This is a genomic window from Streptomyces sp. NPDC024687 (assembly GCF_055559055.1).
Window position 1 is genome coordinate 109,187 of sequence record NZ_JBVHLJ010000002.1, and the last position, 16,783, is coordinate 125,969.

The window sequence follows — 16,783 nt, forward strand, 5'->3', positions numbered from 1 at the left end:
CCCGCGTCCGCTCAGCGGACCGCTTGCTGGAATGCCTCGGCGCTCACGTGCGGCATCGCCCCGCTCGTCACGCGGTAGCGGCCGTTGGGCACCCGGTCGGACCTGGAGATGTGCACGGTGAGCGGGCCCGCCCATTCGTAGCCCTGCTGCTCGCCGTGCCGGGCCAGGCTGTCCGTGAGCTCCTGGCCCACATCGCTGCCCCGGCGCACCAGTTCGTCGTAGGCGAAGTCCGCGAGCTCGACGTCGTACGCGTTCGGGACCACCACCCTGCTCTCACTGCACACGACCACCTTGCTGTCGCACTCACGCCGCAGCGCGTCGAGGAGTTCGACGGGCTCCCTGCCGACGACCCGCGCCCACAGCGACTCCCACCCGTGCTCCATTGCCCGTTCCAGCGCGCTCAGCGCACTCATGCCCTCTTCACCTGCCGACCTTCTGGTTTCGCGTGCGGTGTCATTCCTGGGCGAAGTCGCCGGGTTCCACCCGCGCTTCCTCGAACGCCTCGCGCAGGGTGCGGCCGCTGCCGCCGGGGGCGGGGGCCCCGCCCTCCTCGTGCCGGTGCTGCAGAAGCTCGTCGGTGGCCTCGGTCTTGCGCCGGTTCTCCTCGGGGACCGTCATACGGGGCTGCTCCTCAGGTGTCGTCGAACGTCTTGCCCAGCGGCGGGTTCCCTCTCGGGCGCGGCGTACCCATCCCGATCGGCGCTCGCCGGATGCTTCCGCACAAGCGCTGGTCACCGGGGGGTGTGAGCTATGTTGACTCCCCGTGGCAGACAAAGGAGGCGCCTCGGTGTCATCGCCGCAGCAGGCACGCGCTCAGGCATCCGCGATCACCTCGGGCAAGACCGCACTGGAGACGGAGGCGGCCCCGGCCTCCCAGCTCAGGACGCTCTTCGACCGGCCCCGGCTCTCCCCCGGACAGCGGCGCATCGCGCAGTACCTGATCGAGCACATCACCGAGGCGGCGTTCCTCTCCATCACCGATCTCGCGGAGCGCGTGGGAGTCAGCCAGCCCTCGGTGACGCGGTTCGCCGCGGCCGTGGGCTTCAGCGGCTACCCCGCCCTGCGGGAGAAGCTCCAGTCCATCGCCCTCGGCACGCTCGCCGGCGGACCGGTCGCCGACGACGAGTCACGCGGCAACGAACTCCAGGCGGCGGTCGACGCGGAGATCGAGAACCTGGAGAACCTGCGCCGCGATTTCGCCGACCCCGACCAGGTGATCGAACTGGGCCGCAAGCTGTCCGAGTCGACCCCGCTGACCGTTCTGGGCCTGCGCATCTCGGCGTCCCTGGCCGAGTACTTCGCCTACGCGGCCCGCCGTATCCACCCCGACGTACGACCGGTCACCCGCGGCGGCAGCGTCGCCTACGACGCTCTGCTGCAGTCCCGTGAGGCGGGCGGCACCTGGGTGCTCGCGTTCTCGATGCCGCGGCACGCCCAGGAGACCCTCACCGCGCTACGGGTCGCCCGCAGCGCCGGACTGAAGGTCGCCCTCGTCACGGACCTGGTGCTCGGACACGTGGCCGACGAGGCCGACGTCCTCTTCTCCACCGGCACCGGCTCACGACTGGTCTTCGACTCCTACGCCGCGCCCGGCGTGATCGCCGCCGCCCTGCTCCAGGCCATGACCGACGCCGATCCCGAGCGCACCCAGGCCCGGCTGGAGGAGTACGAGCAGATCTCCGACCAGCACCAGTTCTTCCTCAGGGACTGACCCCGCCCACCCCCGGTCATACGCCTGCAGACCGGGATCAGCCGCAATAAATCGAGCATGAATGTTTTCATACGCCTTGCCAAGCGGACGGCATATATAAATACTGCTCACGGATCACACCGGGATCACTCCCGGACCGTCCGCACCCCTGTCCCCGTCCCCACCCCCACACCGCCCGAAAGGGCTCCTTCGCGGACATCCCGAGCCGTCGTCACCTACCCGCGCCGACGCCAGGGATGTTCGGTAGGGCCTCGCCTGCACGCGAGCCCATGGCGGCCCCGGTCATCCCCTAGACCGGGGCCGCCCAATCCGTCGGAACACCCGCACGACGCCGCACACCCGGAAGCGATCACCATGCCCCTGACAACCACGCGGACCATCACCCGTCCCGGCCCGGACTGGCCCTGCCAGGTCAAGACGCCCGGCAGCTACGACTGGGAGCGCTCCGCGGCCAAGTGGCTGCGCGAGCTGGTGCCGACGCGGTACGCGAGCTATCCGGCCCTGATGCGGCACACCGTGCTCCTCGCCCGGCACGCACAGATCCAGGTCCAGCACGAGATCCGGGTGGCGCGCACCGCGCTGCAGACCGCCCGGGCGGACCTGCCGGCGCTCGGGCTGCCGGAGTCGGTCATCGAGCACACCATCAAGCTGTACGCGGCCGAGGTGCTCCAGCTGCAGCACATCGCCCGCAGCATCCGCGCGGTCACCCAGGCCCTGGTCGACCACCACCACGGGCGCTGACCTCTCGCGCAGGGCATGACCCGTGCCGTGCGGGGGAATCCGTGGAGACCATGAGCACCACCGACGTACGGCACGGCGACCCGGTCACCACGGTTCTCACCTGGGAGGTGCGCCCCGGCCGGGAGCGGGAGTTCGAGCGCTGGACGCGTGGGATCACCCGCTGCGCCAGACGGTTCCCGGGCAACGAGGGCGTCTCCTGGCTGCGTCCCGAGGACGGTCACCGCTTCCACGCGGTGCTGCGCTGGTCCGACGCGCACCGGCTCACCGCCTGGCTGGAGTCGGACGAGCGGGCGGCCTGGCACACGCGGATCGACGACATCGCCACGGAGCTCGGCAGCGAACGGCAGTCGACGACCGGGATGGAGACCTGGTTCAGTCTGCCCGGCACCACCGTGCGGCCCCCGGTCCGCTGGAAGATGGTGTTGACGACGTTCCTCGGTGCCTTCCCCTGCACCCTGCTGATCCAGTGGCTGGTGGCGCCCCGCACCGCCGCCTGGCCCCTGCCGCTGCGAGCCGCGGTGTTCCCGGTGGTCCTGCTGCCGCTGCTCACCTATCTGGTCATGCCCCTGCTGAGCCGGGTCCTGCGACGGTGGCTCTACCCGCCGCCCGGCCACTGATCCGGCACGCACCGGGGGCCCGGCCGGTTGCGTCAACCGGCGGTGCCACCGGTGGGTGGGATGCGTGTGCACGAGAGCGGGAACGGCACATGGCGCATGTGCGATGCTCAACCCGTGAGCGAGTCAGCCGGCCATGAGCACACCGGTACCGCGCCCGACATGGCAGCGCCGGCCAAGGTCGTGGCCAGACAGCGTGCCGAAATGGACTGGTTGCGGGACCAGGTCGCCACGTCCGTGGTGCTGGAGCGGGCCAAGGGCGTGATCATGGCGCTGACCGGGTGCACCCCGGACGCGGCCGGCGAGGATCTGCTCCAGCGCGCCAAGGCCGGCAACCGCACGCTGCTGGAGCAGTGCTGGATCACCCTCGGCTCCCTGTCCCCGCTCGGCGCCGCCGCACAGCCCCACGTCGGCGACGACCTGCCCGGCGCGCCGTTGTCCGCGGTGCCCGGCCCGGCCGGTCCCCCGTCCCTTCCGTCGGGCGCCACCGCCCCCGCCGGGCGGGACACCAGCGACCTGGACGACGGCTTCACCGCGCTCGGCCGCCTCGGCAAGGCCCTCGTCCATGTGGCCACACCGCAGGACCTGGCCGACTGTCTCCTGGAGGAGCTCAGGGAGGACGTCGACGCCGACGCGCTCCTGCTCTTCCGGTCGCTGCCGTCCGGAGGACTCGAACTGATCGGCCACGCCGGTGTCGACGCCACCCTGGCCGGCCAGTGGGCGCGGGTTCCCCCGCTGAGCGGCATCGCCGCGCTCGAAGCGCTCCGGGCGCGGGAGCCGCGCTGGCTGGAGGACTTCGCGGCGGACCGCGAGCGGCACCTGCTCAAAGGGGATCCGCCCGAACGCTGGCTGTCCCGCGCCTGGCTGCCGGTGCCGACCGGCGACGGGGCCGAGGTCTGCATCGGGATACTGCGCGCCCGCGGCGGACCGTTCTCCCCGCAGGACCGGCAGCTCCTGCGGGCCGTCGTGCGGCTGTGTGCCGGCCGGCTGCGGTCCTTCGGCGCCCGGCCCCGGCCCGGGGCCGCCGCCACGGCCGCGGCCGTGCAGCCCGTGCTGGACTCGCTGCCGGGCTCGGTGATGCTGCTCACGCCGCTGCGCGGCCCCTCCGGAGAGGTCGCGGACTACCGTGTCGACGCCGCCACCGAGGAGGCGGTCGACGTCGTGGGCCGCACCCGCGGGCAGCTGCTCGGCCGCCGGATCCTGGAGTGCTTCCCGAGCATGGCGGACGAGGCGGTGTGGCACGGCCTGCTGCGCACGCTGACCACCGGCGAGCCGTTCGGGGGCGAACCGTTCGCCTACCAGGAGGTCGTGGACGGCGCCGCCGAACTGGTCACGTACGCGCTGCACGCGGCCCGCCTCGGCGGCGCCCTGGTCGTCACCTGGGTCCGCCACGACTCCTCCGACCGGCAGGAGCAGCGCCTGGCGGACGTGCAGCGGCTGGGGAACCTGGGCTGGGCGAACTGGAACCTGGTCACCGGCGAGGGCAGCTGGTCCTCCCAGACCTTCCTCGTCATGAACCGGGATCCCGCGCTCGGACCGGTCCGGCTGTGCGACCTTCCGCGGCTGGCGCTGCCCGAGGACGCATCGGTACTGGCCCACGCCGTGCAGGAACTCGTGCGCGCCGGCCGTCAGTTCGACGTGCCGTTCCGGATCCGGGCCGGGGACGAGGTCCGCCATCTGCGGATGGTCGCCGAAGTCGTCACGGACACCGAGAACGAACCCGTCGAGGTGCACGGCTTCGTCCAGGACCTCACCGCGCAGCGCAGCGCCGAACTGGCCCTCGTCGAGAGCAAGCAGGCGATCGTCACGCAGCACGGGGTGCTGCACGCCGAGCGGGCCATGGCCGCCCGCCTCCAGCACGCGCTGCTGCCCCTGCCCACCCGGCCGGTCCGGCTCGCCGGACTCCGGGTCGAAGTGGCCTATCTGCCCGCCCAGTCCGGGATTCACGTCGGCGGCGACTGGTTCAGCGCCATCGAACTGCCCGACGGAGACGTGCTGTTCGTGGTCGGTGACGTCGCCGGGCACGGTATCGACGCCGTGGCCACCATGGCCCAACTGCGCTTCACCGCCAAGGGCATGGTCATCACGGGCTCGTCGCTGACCGGTGCGCTCGCCCGTCTCAACACCCTGCTGCTGCACTCGCGCGACTCCCACGGCACCGCGACCATGGTCCTGGCCCGCTACGACCCCGACGAGCGCTGCCTGGTGTGGGCCCAGGCGGGCCATCCGCCTCCGCTGCTGGTGCGCGGCGGACAAGTGCGCTATCTGGAGCGGCCGTTGGGCATGCTGCTGGGGGCGTGCTCCGATCCGGACTTCCAGGAGGCGCGCTGTCTTTTGGAGCCGGGTGACCGCGTCCTGCTCTACACCGACGGCCTGGTCGAGAGGCCTCCGGACGGCATCGACCACGGCCTGGACCGGCTCGCCGCGGCCGTCGCGGCCCACCCCACGGACGAGCGCGGCTCCCTGGCCCCGCTGCTGGCCTCGGTACTGGAGGGCGAGCGGCGCGACGACGTCTGTGTCGTGGACATCCGGGTGCCGTCCGGGCGAGAGTGAGCCGCCGGCACCCGCGCGGTGTTCCCGGCCGGGTGATCCGGGGCGTGCGCTCCGGTGAGCCGGTGAGCAGGGCGTTCAGTGCGCCGGTGGCGTCCTTGCCGGTCGGCCTGCACGACCAGGAAGGCGATGAGGACGGCCACGGCGACGGTCAGGACCGTCATCGTCGGCTCGACGACCACCATACGGCGCCGGGTGGCCAGTAACTACCGGCGGCCCTGCGTCCAGGGGCGCCGCTGCTCGTCCGCCGCCGGTTTCAGGGTCGAGGTCGTCGGACATCTGCCGTGCTCAGTCCGCCGGGTGGCCGGGCGAGATGGAGACGGCGTCGGACAGCCGCAGCAGCTTCGCGCCCCCGGTGTCCTCGCGCTCACCCCACGCCTCCGGTTCCAGGACGAACCCGACATGGTCACCGCCCTCGACACGCTGCACGACCTTGCCGACGAACCACGCCGCCGCCTCCTCCAGTACGACGGCCCCGCCGGCCTCCTCCCGCCAAGGGACCTGGGCGAACTTGTCGGTCCGGTCCCCCGTCTCCCCGCCGAACAGCTCGGCGAGGCCACGCTGTTCGCGGGTGAGGAGGTGGACCGCGAGACGGTCCGCGGTGCGGGCCACCCGGTAGGTGCGGTTGGCCTTCGACAGCCACACCGCATACCGCACGGGCTCGATCGAGCACTGTGAGGCGAATCCGACGAGACAGCCCGCGCGGTCGCCGTCCGTGGCGGCGGTCACGACGCACATGTCGGGGTCGAGCCGGTCGATGAACGCGTCCATGCCGGCCATCTTCCACGATCAGCCGCCCGTGCGGGACTCCAGGTCGCGCCGGGTGTCGTCGCCGTACACACCGTCCTCGTCGCCGCGGATGCCGTACCAGAGCTGGAAGCGGGCCACGGCGGCGGTCAGGGTCGTGTCGTAGGTGCCGTCGGTGGAGCCGTTGTCGTAGACGTTCGGGATGTGCCGCAGGCGTTCCTGCAGGTCGGTCACCTCGGGGCCGCTGTCTCCCTGGCGGAGGGTGCCGGGGCCGTCGGGATCGGCGGCGCCGGAGGCCGTCGGGGTCGGCGTGGGTGTCGCGGCGGTGGTCGAGGTCGGCTGCGGGGCCGCTGCGGCGGTGTTCTCCGTGCGGTCGGCGAGCAGGAGGGCACCGCCGAAGCCGATCACCGCGGCGGCGGTGACGGCCACCGCGATCGCCGTGCGGCGCAGTCCCGGCACCCGTCCGCGCGGGATGTCACGGGAGCGCCGGGTGCGGTCGTGGTCGTCCCTGACGGGCGGCAGTTCCTCGGTCGCGTCCTCGGTTTCCGACGGCCGGCCGGGCAGCGTGAAGGACTCGTATCCGACGGCCGCTCGGGGCGGCAGGTCCTTCATCAGCTCCGCGAGCGCGTCGGTACGGCGCGGACGCAGCACCCGGATGGGTTCGAGCGGCGTGCGGTCCGGCGGCGCCCCTCGGTCGGACGGTGTCGGCATCCTGGTCTCCTTCCGTCCCGCGCTCACGGGTCTGGCCGTCCCCCACGAAGAGATACGGCGAGGCGGGCCCGGGAGTTCAGCGCTCGCGCTCCGTACCTCGGGCGAGAAACCCGTGCAGGGACGTCTTCATGGCCGCGACGAAGGCGTCCCTGCCCGCCTCGTCCAGGGCGTCCAGGGAGAGATACGGGTTGAGGTCCTCCAGCTCGACCAGCAGGAGTCCGCCGCCCGGGGCCCGGCAGGCGTCCACGCGCTGGATGCCGTGACCGAGGGCGTTCCAGTCGATGAAACGCCGGGCGAACTCCAGGTCGTCCGGGGTGGGTTCGTACGGCTCGAGGGCCCAGCGCCGGTCGGCGTGCGGGGCGTAGAGGGCGTACTGGAAGTCGTGGTCGACGAAGTAGAAGGACACCTCGTAGGCGAAGTCGACGCACGGCTGGACGAGGACCTGTCCGTCGACGTGGTCGCGCACCTCGCCGGCGGACAGGATGCGCAGGCCGATGGAGTCGGCGCCGAGCCTGGGCTTCACGACGTACCGGTCCGTCGCGGGCAGCCGGTCCAGGTCCTCGGCGCGGTCGACGGTCGGGATGACGGGGTGGCCCGCGGCCGTGAGATCGAGCAGGTACTGCTTGCCGGCCATGTCTGCCTTGCCGGACAGGGGGTTGTACACGCGTGTGCCCTGTCGCAGCGCCTGCTCGCGGAAGGCGTCGTACGCCTCCTGGTACGCCAGGACCGGCCCGCTGTTGCGAACGACGACGGCGTCGAAGCGGTCCGCCAGCGCGGCGGCGTCCAGGGGGTGGCACAGTACGAGGTCGAAGTCCTCTCTGAGGCGGGAGGTGAGGAGGATGTCCTCGTCGCAGTAGCGACGCCCGCGGGCTTGGTAGGCCAGGTCGGTGACGTACAGGAGGGTGGGGCGACGGGACATGCGGGGCTCCTCGGCGGGCGACAGCCGATCGTATGCGGCGAGACCCCACCGACACGCCACCGGGCAACACAAAGGGCACTCAGTTCCCTCCTCATACTGCACCCAGTGCCAGAGCGGCGGTTCAGGTGCTACGTTCGCGACCATGAGCTCCACCAAGCCCGCCATGCGGGACGCGCTGGTCGCGGCCGCCTTCCAGCTGTTCCTGGAACGGGGTTACGAGCAGACCACGGTCGACGACATCGTCACGCTCGCCGGAGTCGGACGCCGCTCGTTCTTCCGGTACTTCCCGTCCAAGGAGGACGTGGTCTTCCCCGACCACGAGCGGTGCCTGACCGACATGACGGCCTTCCTCGCCGCGAGCGACCCCGGGTGCGACCCGCTCGAACGGGTCTGTGAGGCGGTGCGCCTCGTGCTGCGCATGTACACCGAGAACCCGACGTTCTCCGTGCAGCGCTACCGCCTCACCAAGCAGGTGCCCGGTCTGCGCGCCTATGAGCTGTCCGTGGTGTGGCGCTACGAGCGCGCCTTCGCCGAGTACCTGCGCGGGCGGCTGAAGGGGCTGCACGACGGGACGCTCCGGGCCGACGTGATCGCCGCCGCCGTGGCCGCGGCGCACAACAACGCCCTGCGCTCCTGGCTGCGCTCGGACGGGCACGGCGACGCCGAGCAGGCGGTGGAGCACGCGCTCGGCTATGTGCAGGCCGCCTTCGGGGGACCCGGCGCACCGTCCGCCGACGAGCCGGCCGAGGACGTGGTGGTGATCGTCTCCCGCCGTGGTGCCCCGCTGTGGCGGGTGGTCCAGGAGATCGAGTCCACGCTCGACCGGGACTGAGCCGTACCGCCCGCCCAAAAAGAGGGTACGCAGTACCTTTACGGCTGACACTCAGTGCCATACATTGACGGTGTGCACGGCGGCACAGGGAGCCGCGCACGTCCGTGCACGGTTACCCGAGCACGTGGGATTCCGGCCGAGCGCAGGGAGTTGACCAGCGTGTACCACCACTCAGGAAGCATTGCTCGTCAGGCAGCCGGATCCGGGACGGGCTTGCTCGAACCCGCCGCCCCGGCCACGGACGCGATCCTCTTCCAGCGCTGCACCTGGTGCGGTACCGCGATGTACCACCGGCTGCTGTGTCCGGTCTGCCAGGGCGGCGACCTGCGCACGGAGCGCAGCGAGGGCGTGGGCACGGTCCGCCACTCCACGGTGGTCCACCGCAACACCCCCGCCGCCCGCAATGTGTCGCTGATCGAGCTGGCCGAGGGATTCGTCGTCCGGGGCCGGGTCATGGGCCCGCCCGCCGCGATCCACAGCGGTGACCGGGTGCGGATGTCGACGGCCAAGGACCCGGTCCGCGGCGAGCCGGTCTTCCAGCTGCTCGACGAGCCGTACCGCGCCTGGAGCTGACGCACCATCAACTCCTGCTGATTGCACGGGGTCTCACCAGGCGCCGGGGATCAGATCCCGCACCCGCACCGGCTGCCCCGTCTCGAAGCACCGGTTGGCGGCGATGCCCACGCCGAGCGCCAGGGCGCCGTCCCGTTCGGTGGCCGTCGGATGCCCCGCCGCACCGGCGTCCTCGCTCACGGGCCCCGCGCCGGGGTCCACGGGCCCGAAGAGCGCGTCGAGCATGCGCGGGTCTCCCCCGCCGTGCGCCTCGTGGGCGGTGACGAGCGGCACGTCGACCGGGGGCTGCCACAGCGGGCGCAGGGTCAGCCGAGCACCGCCCGCGTGGTCGGCCGCGGTGTCCCCGTGCAGCGCGCCGCTCGCCGAGCTGATCCTGGTCCGGGGTGCCTGCCAGCGGCTCTCCTCGACCTCCAGTTCCAGCCGGCCCGCACTGCCGTTGAACATGACCCGGTAGCCCTCCCACGGGGAGTAGGCGGTGAGGTGGTACGTCATCGTCGCGCCCCGGGCATGGCGGACCAGGAGCGCCATGTCGTCCTCGATGGTGACGGGCCCGTCGAAGACGTTGCGGTCGCGGAGGTAGCCGTCGTCCTGCTCCGCGTCGAGGTACAGGGCGCGCAGGGTGTCGTCGGTGGCGAGGTCGAGGGCGAAGGGGTCGTCGGCGGCCGGGCCCGCCTGGTGGGCCCGGGTGTAGTCGCGGCGCAGGCCGTGGCGTTCGCCCGCCGCACGGCCGTAGAAGCCGAGCCGTCCGTAGCCGAAGACCTCCTGCGGCTCGTCGGCGAGCCACCAGTTGACCAGGTCGAAGTGGTGGCTCGCCTTGTGGACCATCAGGCCGCCACTGTGCCGTTTCTCGCGGTGCCAGCGGCGGAAGTAGTCCGCTCCGTGCCGGGTGTCGAGGAGCCATTCGAAGTGCACGGAGAGGATCTCGCCGATCGCACCCTCGGCGAGCAGGGCGCGGACCTTCTCGTGGACGGGGTTGAAGCGGTAGTTGAAGGCGACGGTGAGGGAGTTGCCGGTGGCCTTGACCGTGTCCAGGATGCGGGCGCAGCGGTCGGCGTCCACCGTCATCGGCTTCTCGGTGACCACCCGGCAGCCTGCCTGGAGCGCGGGGACGATGTAGCGGTCGTGTTCGGCGTCGACGGTGGTGACCACGACCTCGTCGATGCCCTCCTGGGCGAGCAGCTCGGCGAAGCGCTCGGGTTCCCACTGGGCGGCGGTGGGTTCGCCGGCCTCGGTGAGCAGGCGGTTGTGGAAGGCCATGCGGGTGGGGCTGGGATCGCACAGGGCGGCGACCCGGTGACCGGGGCGTGCGGCCAGCGCCCGGGTGAACAGCTGGGCGCGGTGGCCGGTGCCGACGACGGCTGCGCGGAGGTGGGGAGTTCGGCTCATAGAAAGCGCTTCCCCCGTCCGGTGATCCGCTAGTCCCCGCGCCTTCAGTGGCTTGTTCGCGTTCCCGTTCCGCGATCCACGGCACCTCACAGACAACCCACAGACGCCTCCCTCTCGTCCTAGGTGACGCGAGAGGCGCCCGGGACCGACGGGACGTCTGCGCACGGGGTTTCGAGGAGAGAACCATTGATCCATGCCCGGCGAATATGTGTGACCGCCGTGGCGGTGGTGGCGGCCCTGGCGGGCTCGCCCGGACTGGCACAGGCTCAACAGCCGTCTCCGACACGGTTGTTGAGCACTACGGACGACAACAGACTTCCGCCGGGATGGCGGATCGACGGGGAGCACGGGGCGCGTGAGCTGGTCTGGCGCGCGCCGAAGTCCGTGCCCATGGGGGACGCACGCGTCGAGTTCCGCGCCGGGGACCGGCTGCTCGGTGTGCCGAAACCGGCGAAGGACGGGCGGACCTTCCGGCTCGCGCTCGACGAAGCCGGATCAACCGCACTGACCGACCTGCAAGTCACCGCCGCGGGACGCCGGTTGGACGCGGCGGCCGACCAGCCGCGCGAGTCCGACGCACCAAAGGTGCGGCTTCCCGCGCAGGCACCGGCGAACGGTGTCGATCCCGGGAAGCCCGGCTCGTACCGCACGGTCAGCGGCTCGTACGACCTCGCCCCCGTGCGCCTGCCGGGGTTCGCCACCCCGGTCGAGATGCGTGCCCAGGTGGTGGCCCCGAAGGGTGCCACCGGCAGCCGGCCGCTCGCGCTGTTCCTGCACGGCCGTCACGGGACCTGCTACAAGCCGGGCAGCGAGGACGACGTGACGATCGACTGGCCCTGCGCGGACGGCTACAAGCCGATCCCCAGCGACAAGGGCTATCTGCGCGACCAGAAACTCCTGGCCTCCCAGGGCTATGTGACCGTGTCGATCTCGGCCAACGGCATCAACGCCCAGGACTGGCAGCCCGAGGACGCCGGCGCGCAGGCGCGCTCCTCGCTGGTACGGCAGCACCTCGCCCGCTGGGCCGACTGGACCGCCCACCGCTCCACCGCCCCGGCCGTCGTACGCCAGGCGCCGAAGGCCGACCTCTCGCGGGTCCTGCTCGTCGGCCACTCGCGCGGCGGCGAGGGCGTCAACCGGGCCGCCATGGACAGCCTCTACCCGCCGCCCGCCGCCGAGGACGGTTACCGGGGGCCGGTGCGCTGGAAGGTACGCGGGACCGTGCTGATCGGACCGACGATCTTCGGCCAGAATCCGGTCGCCGACGTGCCGTCCGTGACCCTGCTGCCGGGCTGTGACGGCGATGTCTCCGACCTCCAGGGCGAGGACTTCGTCGACGGCACCCGCGGTGTCAGCCGGGGCACCGCGCTGCACAGCGCGGTCTACGTGGTGGGCGCCAACCACAACTACTTCAACAGCGAGTGGACTCCGGGCACGGCCGAGGCTCCGGCTCAGGACGACTTCGGAACCGACCCGGAGCAGACCGACCCGGTGTGCACGCCGGGCGCCCCGACCCGGCTGACCGCCGCCCAGCAGCACAAGGCGGGTTCCACCTACATCGCCGCGGCGGCCCGGCTCTTCCTCGCCGGTGACGACCGGGTGCGTCCGCTGCTCGACGGTTCCGGCAGGCGGGCCCCGTCCGCCGATCCGGCGCGGGTGCTGACCCACGCGGTCGGCGGTCGGCGCATCGGTGGCTTCCTTCCGGACGCCGGCGCCAAGGTGACCGGCGCCCGGCGGTGTTCGGCGATCGATCCGAACCCGGCCGTGGCCTGTCTGGACCCGGAGACTCCCGGCTCGTCCCCGCACTTCGCGTGGTGGGAGACGGAGAAGGAGACCGGCCGCAGCGCGGTGGCCCTGAAGTGGTCCGCGCCGGGCACGGCCGCGCGTGTCACCCCCGCCAAGCCGCTTTCCCTGCACGGCTCCCAGAAGCTCGCACTGCGGGTCTTCGTACCGCCGAACACGACCGGCACGAAGTTCGACGTCTCCGTCACCGACTCCGCCAACCGCCGGGTGACGCTGGGCCGGGCCACGGTGGCGGGCCTGCCGGGCTCCGCGAGGACCGCGTCCTACTGGGCTCAGGAGCTGCGGGTCCCGCTGACGGCGGCGACCCGGGCCGGGCTCGATCTCCGGCACGTCAAGTCCCTTGAGCTGACACCCCGTTCGCGGTCCGGGCGGGCCTGGCTGATGGACGCCTGGGGCTGGGCGCCCGGCACTCCCGCCGTCAAGGCGGCCGCACTGCCCCGCGTCGATGTGGGCCGCACGATCGTCAAGGAAGGCGACTCGGGCACCCGCACCTACCGCGTCCCGGTCAGGATCTCCGGGCACGGCAGCGGCCAGGTCCGGGTGTACGTCCTCGAACCGGACAGCGGTCGGGCCCGGAGCAGGCTGGTGACGGTCCGGCCCGGCAGCCACGCGATCGACGTGCCGGTCGAGGTGAAAGGCGACACGGTCTACGGCGAGGACGTGCAGCACGACATCGCGGTCAAGGCCGTGCGGGGCGCCGTCGTCGGCAAGCACCGGGGTGGGCTCACCGTCGAGAACGACGACCCCGAGCCGGTGATCACCCTGTCGCCGGTCGCGGACCGGGTGACCGAGGGAGAGACGCTGACCTGGCGGCTGTCCATCGACGCGTCCTCGGTGGTCGACATCTGGCAGCCGGTGCGGGTGCTTCCGGTCACCGAGGGCACCGAGCTGTCCACCAAGGACGTGGACCCGCAGTGGCTCAAGGACTGGTCCGGCGACGTGCCCGACCCCGAGCGCCGGCTGTCCGACGCGAACCTGTGGGTGTGGCTGAACATCCCGCCCGGGAGCACCAGCGTGGACTTCGTCACGCCGACCGTGCGGGACCAGGTGGCCGAGCCGACCGAGTCGATGCGTATCGCGCTGACCGACCGCAACGCCGAGCCGCTGCCGGACAGGCCGGCGCTGACCGGCACGGTGCTCGACCGGCCGTGAGTCCCCTCTCGCGCGGTTGAGCCTGTGGTGCGGGGCCCGGAAGACCGGGCCCCGCACGTCAGAGGGTCACGCGGATCCCGACCGTGCCGTCCAGCCCCCGCCGCAGCCTGCTGCCGAGGAGGCTGAGCCGGCCGAGGACGCCGTATTTGCGGGCCAGGAGTTTTCGGTAACGGGCGGTGGTCGCCGCGTCGCAGATCTCCGCCGCGGCCGGCATCTGGTCGCCGGTCGGGTTGCCCCGCGCGTCGCAGGGGCCGACGAGGACGTCCGCGCGGGCCCGGATGCGCTTCACCTTCCACGCGTCGGCGGCCGACCACACGCCGAGCGCGTCCCCGTCGCGGACCACCCACACCGGGGTGGCGACCGGCGTGCCGTTCTTGCGGAAGCTGGTGAGCAGCAAATACTTGCCCGCGCCGAGCCGCTCCAGCGGCGTGTCGTCCATGACGGAAGTCTAGGCAATGGAGTGCGATCCGCGCGCGGGCGCGGTGCGGGTGCCTGGTCGTGGAGCACGGCACAGGGGGCGACGGCGTGGCCTGCCGTGACGGGATCGCGAGCGCCGAGTCCGTGCAGTGGGCCGACGTGCTCATCGAAACCGGGGGCCCGGGTGCACGTGGACCGGCCAACACCGCTGCGTGCATGGCTGGTTGAGGCGCCTCGGGGCGATCCCGTCGTACCGGATCACCGACTGTCGTGAACGCGCCCGGGCCGGGCCGCGTATGGAAGGAGGGCACTCAACGACCGGAGGGCCCTGCGGTGCCTGGCACCGCTTGTTCGGGTTCGGGAGCCATGCATGAGGCACGCACGACGACGGGTCGTCCGGCGAGTGACACGGCTGGCGGCAGTCGGCGGACTCCTCCTGGGAGGTGCGATGGTCACACGAGCCGTCGCCAGCGAGCCTCCCGCGACCACCGCCGTGCCGCACACCTACGCCATGAAAGCAGGGCAGACGGGCGCGGATCTCGTGTCGCGGCTCGGCAGCTCCCGTACCGCCGGCACCTGGATCGGCGCCGACGGCAAGCCGGTCGTCGCGGTCACCGACGAACAGGCGGCGGCCGCGGTACGCGCGGCGGGTGCCAGGGCCAAGATGGTCGGGCACAGCATGGACGAGCTCAAGTCGGCGGCGAAGACGCTGCGTTCGGCGCCCAGGGTCGCCGGGACCGCCTGGTCCATGGACTACCGGACCAACGAGGTGGTCGTGCAGGGCGACAGCACCGTCTCGGCGTCCGACTGGGCGGCGATGACTCAGGTCGCGGACGGTATCGGCGGCTTCGTCCGCATGGAGCGCACCGAGGGCACCTTCACTCCCCGTCTGAACGGCGCGCAACCCATCCTGTCGACCGGCGGCCGCTGTTCGGCCGGTTTCAACGTGACCAACGGCCAGAGCGACTTCATCCTCACGGCCGGACACTGCGGTCCCACCGGGTCGGTCTGGTTCGCGGACACCGGGGGCACCAACCAGCTCGGCAGGACGGTCACCCAGAGCTTCCCGGGCAACGACTTCTCGCTGGTGCAGTACGCCAACGGGAAGGCGGGCGACGGCGCCGGGGTCGTGTTCATCGGCAACGGCAAGGGCGTGCAGATCACCGGCGCGGGCGATCCGTCCATCGGGCAGCGGGTGTTCCGCAGCGGCAGCACGAGCGGGCTGCGCGACGGTCAGGTCACGGGGGTCAACTCGACGGTGAACTACCCCGAGGGCACGGTCACCGGGCTGATCGAGACGAACGTGTGCGCCGAGCCCGGGGACAGCGGCGGTCCGATGTTCTCCGAGGGGATCGCGCTCGGCATCACCTCGGGCGGCAGCGGTGACTGCACCCAGGGCGGTACGACGTTCTTCCAGCCGGTGACGAAGGCGCTGAAGGAGCTCGGCATGCAGTTGATCGTGTCGAACCCGGCCGCCACCGCGGGCGGGGCCTCTCCCGCGCCGTCCGCCACCTCCGCGCAGGGCTCGATCGCTCCCGGCGCCGCCTCTCCCGGTTCCGCGGCTGCGGTGCAGGGGGCCGAGGGCACGCCCCTGCTGAGCCGGCTCACGGACACCCGGAACGTCGGGCCCGGTCTGCTGATCGTCGGAGGAAGCCTTGTCGCGCTGGTGGCGACGCGGTACATCCGCTCGGAACAGGACCGCAAGGCGTATCAGCGGTATTACTCGGCGACTTGGGGCTGAGCCCCGCCCGCCCTTCCTCATCCCAGGCTGAGCAGGACCGTCGCGACCCCGGCCGCCAGGAGGCCCACCACCTGTGTGCGGCCCAGCCGTTCGTGCAGCAGGGCCAGTCCGAGGATCACGGGCAGGGCCGGGTAGAGGGAGGCCAGGACGACGGCGACGGCCAGCAACTGCCGCTGTGCGGCGAGCAGATAGAGGATGAGCCCGAGGGCGGCGCCCGCTCCGACGAGCACCGCCTGAAGGGCTCGCACGGGCGGCAGGCGCAGCCGCCGGGGATGCCGTGCCGCAGCGGGCAGCAGCACGAGTACGGCGGCGGCCCGCCCCGCGGCCACCGGCCACAGTCCGCTGGAGGCACCGGCCTGGGCGAGGGCGATGCACTGGAGCGCTACACCGGCACTGGCCAGCAGCCCGTCGGGGACTCCCCGCCGTCGTCGGTGCCGCCGCCGCAGACCATCCACAGCGCGGGCGCCGAGAGGGCGATCCCCAGCCAGGCCACGGCGGTCGGCCGGTCGCCGAGCGCCACCCCGCACACCACGGAGAGGCCGACCCCGGTGACGGCGCTGACGGGTACGACGACGCTCATCGCGCCGTGGCTGAGGCCGCGGTTGAGGAAGTGCATGGCGGCGCCGCTGCCGACGCCGGACAGGGCACCCCACAGGAGGTCGACGGGATGTACGGCGTCGGCGGAAAGGAGCAGCGCGGCGGTGGTCGCGAGCAGCAGGCCGCCGATCTGGCCGAGGAGGGTGACGGCGGCGAAGTGGACGCGACGGGACAACAGACCGCCGGTGAAGTCGACGATGCCGTAGCAGACCGCTGAGGCCAGTGCGAGGAGAGGGCCCATCCCGTCAGGGGTGCCCAGGGACGGGGCGGTGATACCCCGCGCGGTACG

At 72.2% G+C, this 16,783-nt stretch carries 17 protein-coding genes; 8 read left to right on the forward strand and 9 right to left on the reverse strand.

Annotation, left to right across the window (positions count from 1 at the left end; genetic code table 11):
- Positions 1–11 precede the first annotated feature (11 nt).
- Together ACZ39I_RS06915 and ACZ39I_RS06920 are read right to left on the reverse strand one after the other, a co-directional pair.
- Positions 12–413 carry a DUF3662 domain-containing protein gene (locus tag ACZ39I_RS06915; RefSeq protein WP_467243413.1) on the reverse strand — a complete coding sequence of 134 codons (402 nt, stop codon included), beginning with the start codon at positions 411–413 and terminating at the stop codon, positions 12–14.
- 40 nt (positions 414–453) lie between these two features.
- Complete coding sequence (locus tag ACZ39I_RS06920; protein ID WP_467243414.1) at positions 454–618, reverse strand: hypothetical protein; 165 nt, start codon at positions 616–618, stop codon at positions 454–456.
- A 169-nt stretch (positions 619–787) separates the two neighbouring features.
- Between ACZ39I_RS06920 and ACZ39I_RS06925 the strand changes: the two genes are divergently transcribed.
- The 4 genes from ACZ39I_RS06925 (at position 788) to ACZ39I_RS06940 (ending at position 5,619) form a co-directional block, all read left to right on the forward strand.
- Positions 788–1,711 (forward strand): MurR/RpiR family transcriptional regulator, encoded by a 924-nt coding sequence (locus ACZ39I_RS06925; protein WP_467243415.1) that lies wholly within the window; start codon positions 788–790, stop codon positions 1,709–1,711.
- A gap of 354 nt (positions 1,712–2,065) precedes the next feature.
- A complete protein-coding gene (locus ACZ39I_RS06930) occupies positions 2,066–2,452 on the forward strand; it encodes a hypothetical protein (protein WP_352384985.1) in 387 nt (128 codons plus the stop codon).
- A gap of 50 nt (positions 2,453–2,502) precedes the next feature.
- Entirely contained in the window at positions 2,503–3,069 is a 567-nt protein-coding gene (locus tag ACZ39I_RS06935; RefSeq protein ID WP_467243416.1) for an antibiotic biosynthesis monooxygenase, read from the forward strand.
- A 159-nt stretch (positions 3,070–3,228) separates the two neighbouring features.
- Positions 3,229–5,619 carry a SpoIIE family protein phosphatase gene (locus tag ACZ39I_RS06940; protein ID WP_467244351.1) on the forward strand — a complete coding sequence of 797 codons (2,391 nt, stop codon included), beginning with the start codon at positions 3,229–3,231 and terminating at the stop codon, positions 5,617–5,619.
- 285 nt (positions 5,620–5,904) lie between these two features.
- Here the strand turns inward: ACZ39I_RS06940 and ACZ39I_RS06945 are convergent, their stop codons facing one another.
- The 3 genes from ACZ39I_RS06945 to ACZ39I_RS06955 form a co-directional block, all read right to left on the reverse strand.
- Positions 5,905–6,396, reverse strand: coding sequence for a flavin reductase family protein (locus ACZ39I_RS06945; protein ID WP_467243417.1), 492 nt, complete (start codon positions 6,394–6,396; stop codon positions 5,905–5,907).
- A gap of 9 nt (positions 6,397–6,405) precedes the next feature.
- The gene (locus ACZ39I_RS06950) at positions 6,406–7,074 is read right to left on the reverse strand and encodes a peptidoglycan-binding domain-containing protein (protein WP_467243418.1); all 669 of its coding nucleotides are present in this window, start codon (positions 7,072–7,074) and stop codon (positions 6,406–6,408) included.
- 76 nt (positions 7,075–7,150) lie between these two features.
- Positions 7,151–7,993: an ATP-grasp domain-containing protein gene (locus ACZ39I_RS06955; protein WP_467243419.1), complete on the reverse strand. Its 843-nt coding sequence runs from the start codon at positions 7,991–7,993 to the stop codon at positions 7,151–7,153.
- 142 nt (positions 7,994–8,135) lie between these two features.
- Between ACZ39I_RS06955 and ACZ39I_RS06960 the strand changes: the two genes are divergently transcribed.
- Both ACZ39I_RS06960 and ACZ39I_RS06965 read left to right on the forward strand, forming a co-directional pair.
- Positions 8,136–8,825, forward strand: coding sequence for a TetR family transcriptional regulator (locus ACZ39I_RS06960; RefSeq protein ID WP_352384976.1), 690 nt, complete (start codon positions 8,136–8,138; stop codon positions 8,823–8,825).
- A 159-nt stretch (positions 8,826–8,984) separates the two neighbouring features.
- A complete protein-coding gene (locus ACZ39I_RS06965; RefSeq protein ID WP_451472581.1) occupies positions 8,985–9,398 on the forward strand; it encodes a Zn-ribbon domain-containing OB-fold protein in 414 nt (137 codons plus the stop codon).
- A gap of 33 nt (positions 9,399–9,431) precedes the next feature.
- Here ACZ39I_RS06965 and ACZ39I_RS06970 read toward each other — a convergent pair whose 3' ends face one another.
- Positions 9,432–10,784, reverse strand: coding sequence for a Gfo/Idh/MocA family protein (locus ACZ39I_RS06970; protein ID WP_467243420.1), 1,353 nt, complete (start codon positions 10,782–10,784; stop codon positions 9,432–9,434).
- A gap of 210 nt (positions 10,785–10,994) precedes the next feature.
- On the opposite strand from ACZ39I_RS06970, the gene ACZ39I_RS06975 reads away from it, so the two are divergent.
- Positions 10,995–13,739, forward strand: a complete 2,745-nt coding sequence (locus tag ACZ39I_RS06975) for an alpha/beta hydrolase (RefSeq protein WP_467243421.1) — start codon at positions 10,995–10,997, stop codon at positions 13,737–13,739.
- Positions 13,740–13,797: 58 nt separating this feature from the next.
- Here the strand turns inward: ACZ39I_RS06975 and ACZ39I_RS06980 are convergent, their stop codons facing one another.
- The gene (locus tag ACZ39I_RS06980) at positions 13,798–14,178 is read right to left on the reverse strand and encodes a PPOX class F420-dependent oxidoreductase (RefSeq protein ID WP_467243422.1); all 381 of its coding nucleotides are present in this window, start codon (positions 14,176–14,178) and stop codon (positions 13,798–13,800) included.
- 348 nt (positions 14,179–14,526) lie between these two features.
- Here ACZ39I_RS06980 and ACZ39I_RS06985 point away from each other — a divergent pair, with 348 nt between their 5' ends.
- Complete coding sequence (locus ACZ39I_RS06985; protein WP_467243423.1) at positions 14,527–15,897, forward strand: S1 family peptidase; 1,371 nt, start codon at positions 14,527–14,529, stop codon at positions 15,895–15,897.
- A 17-nt stretch (positions 15,898–15,914) separates the two neighbouring features.
- Here the strand turns inward: ACZ39I_RS06985 and ACZ39I_RS06990 are convergent, their stop codons facing one another.
- Together ACZ39I_RS06990 and ACZ39I_RS06995 are read right to left on the reverse strand one after the other, a co-directional pair.
- The gene (locus ACZ39I_RS06990) at positions 15,915–16,352 is read right to left on the reverse strand and encodes an EamA family transporter (RefSeq protein ID WP_467243424.1); all 438 of its coding nucleotides are present in this window, start codon (positions 16,350–16,352) and stop codon (positions 15,915–15,917) included.
- The gene (locus ACZ39I_RS06995; RefSeq protein WP_467243425.1) at positions 16,280–16,735 is read right to left on the reverse strand and encodes an EamA family transporter; all 456 of its coding nucleotides are present in this window, start codon (positions 16,733–16,735) and stop codon (positions 16,280–16,282) included. The genes ACZ39I_RS06990 and ACZ39I_RS06995 overlap by 73 nt, the downstream gene beginning before the upstream one ends.
- Positions 16,736–16,783 lie beyond the last annotated feature (48 nt).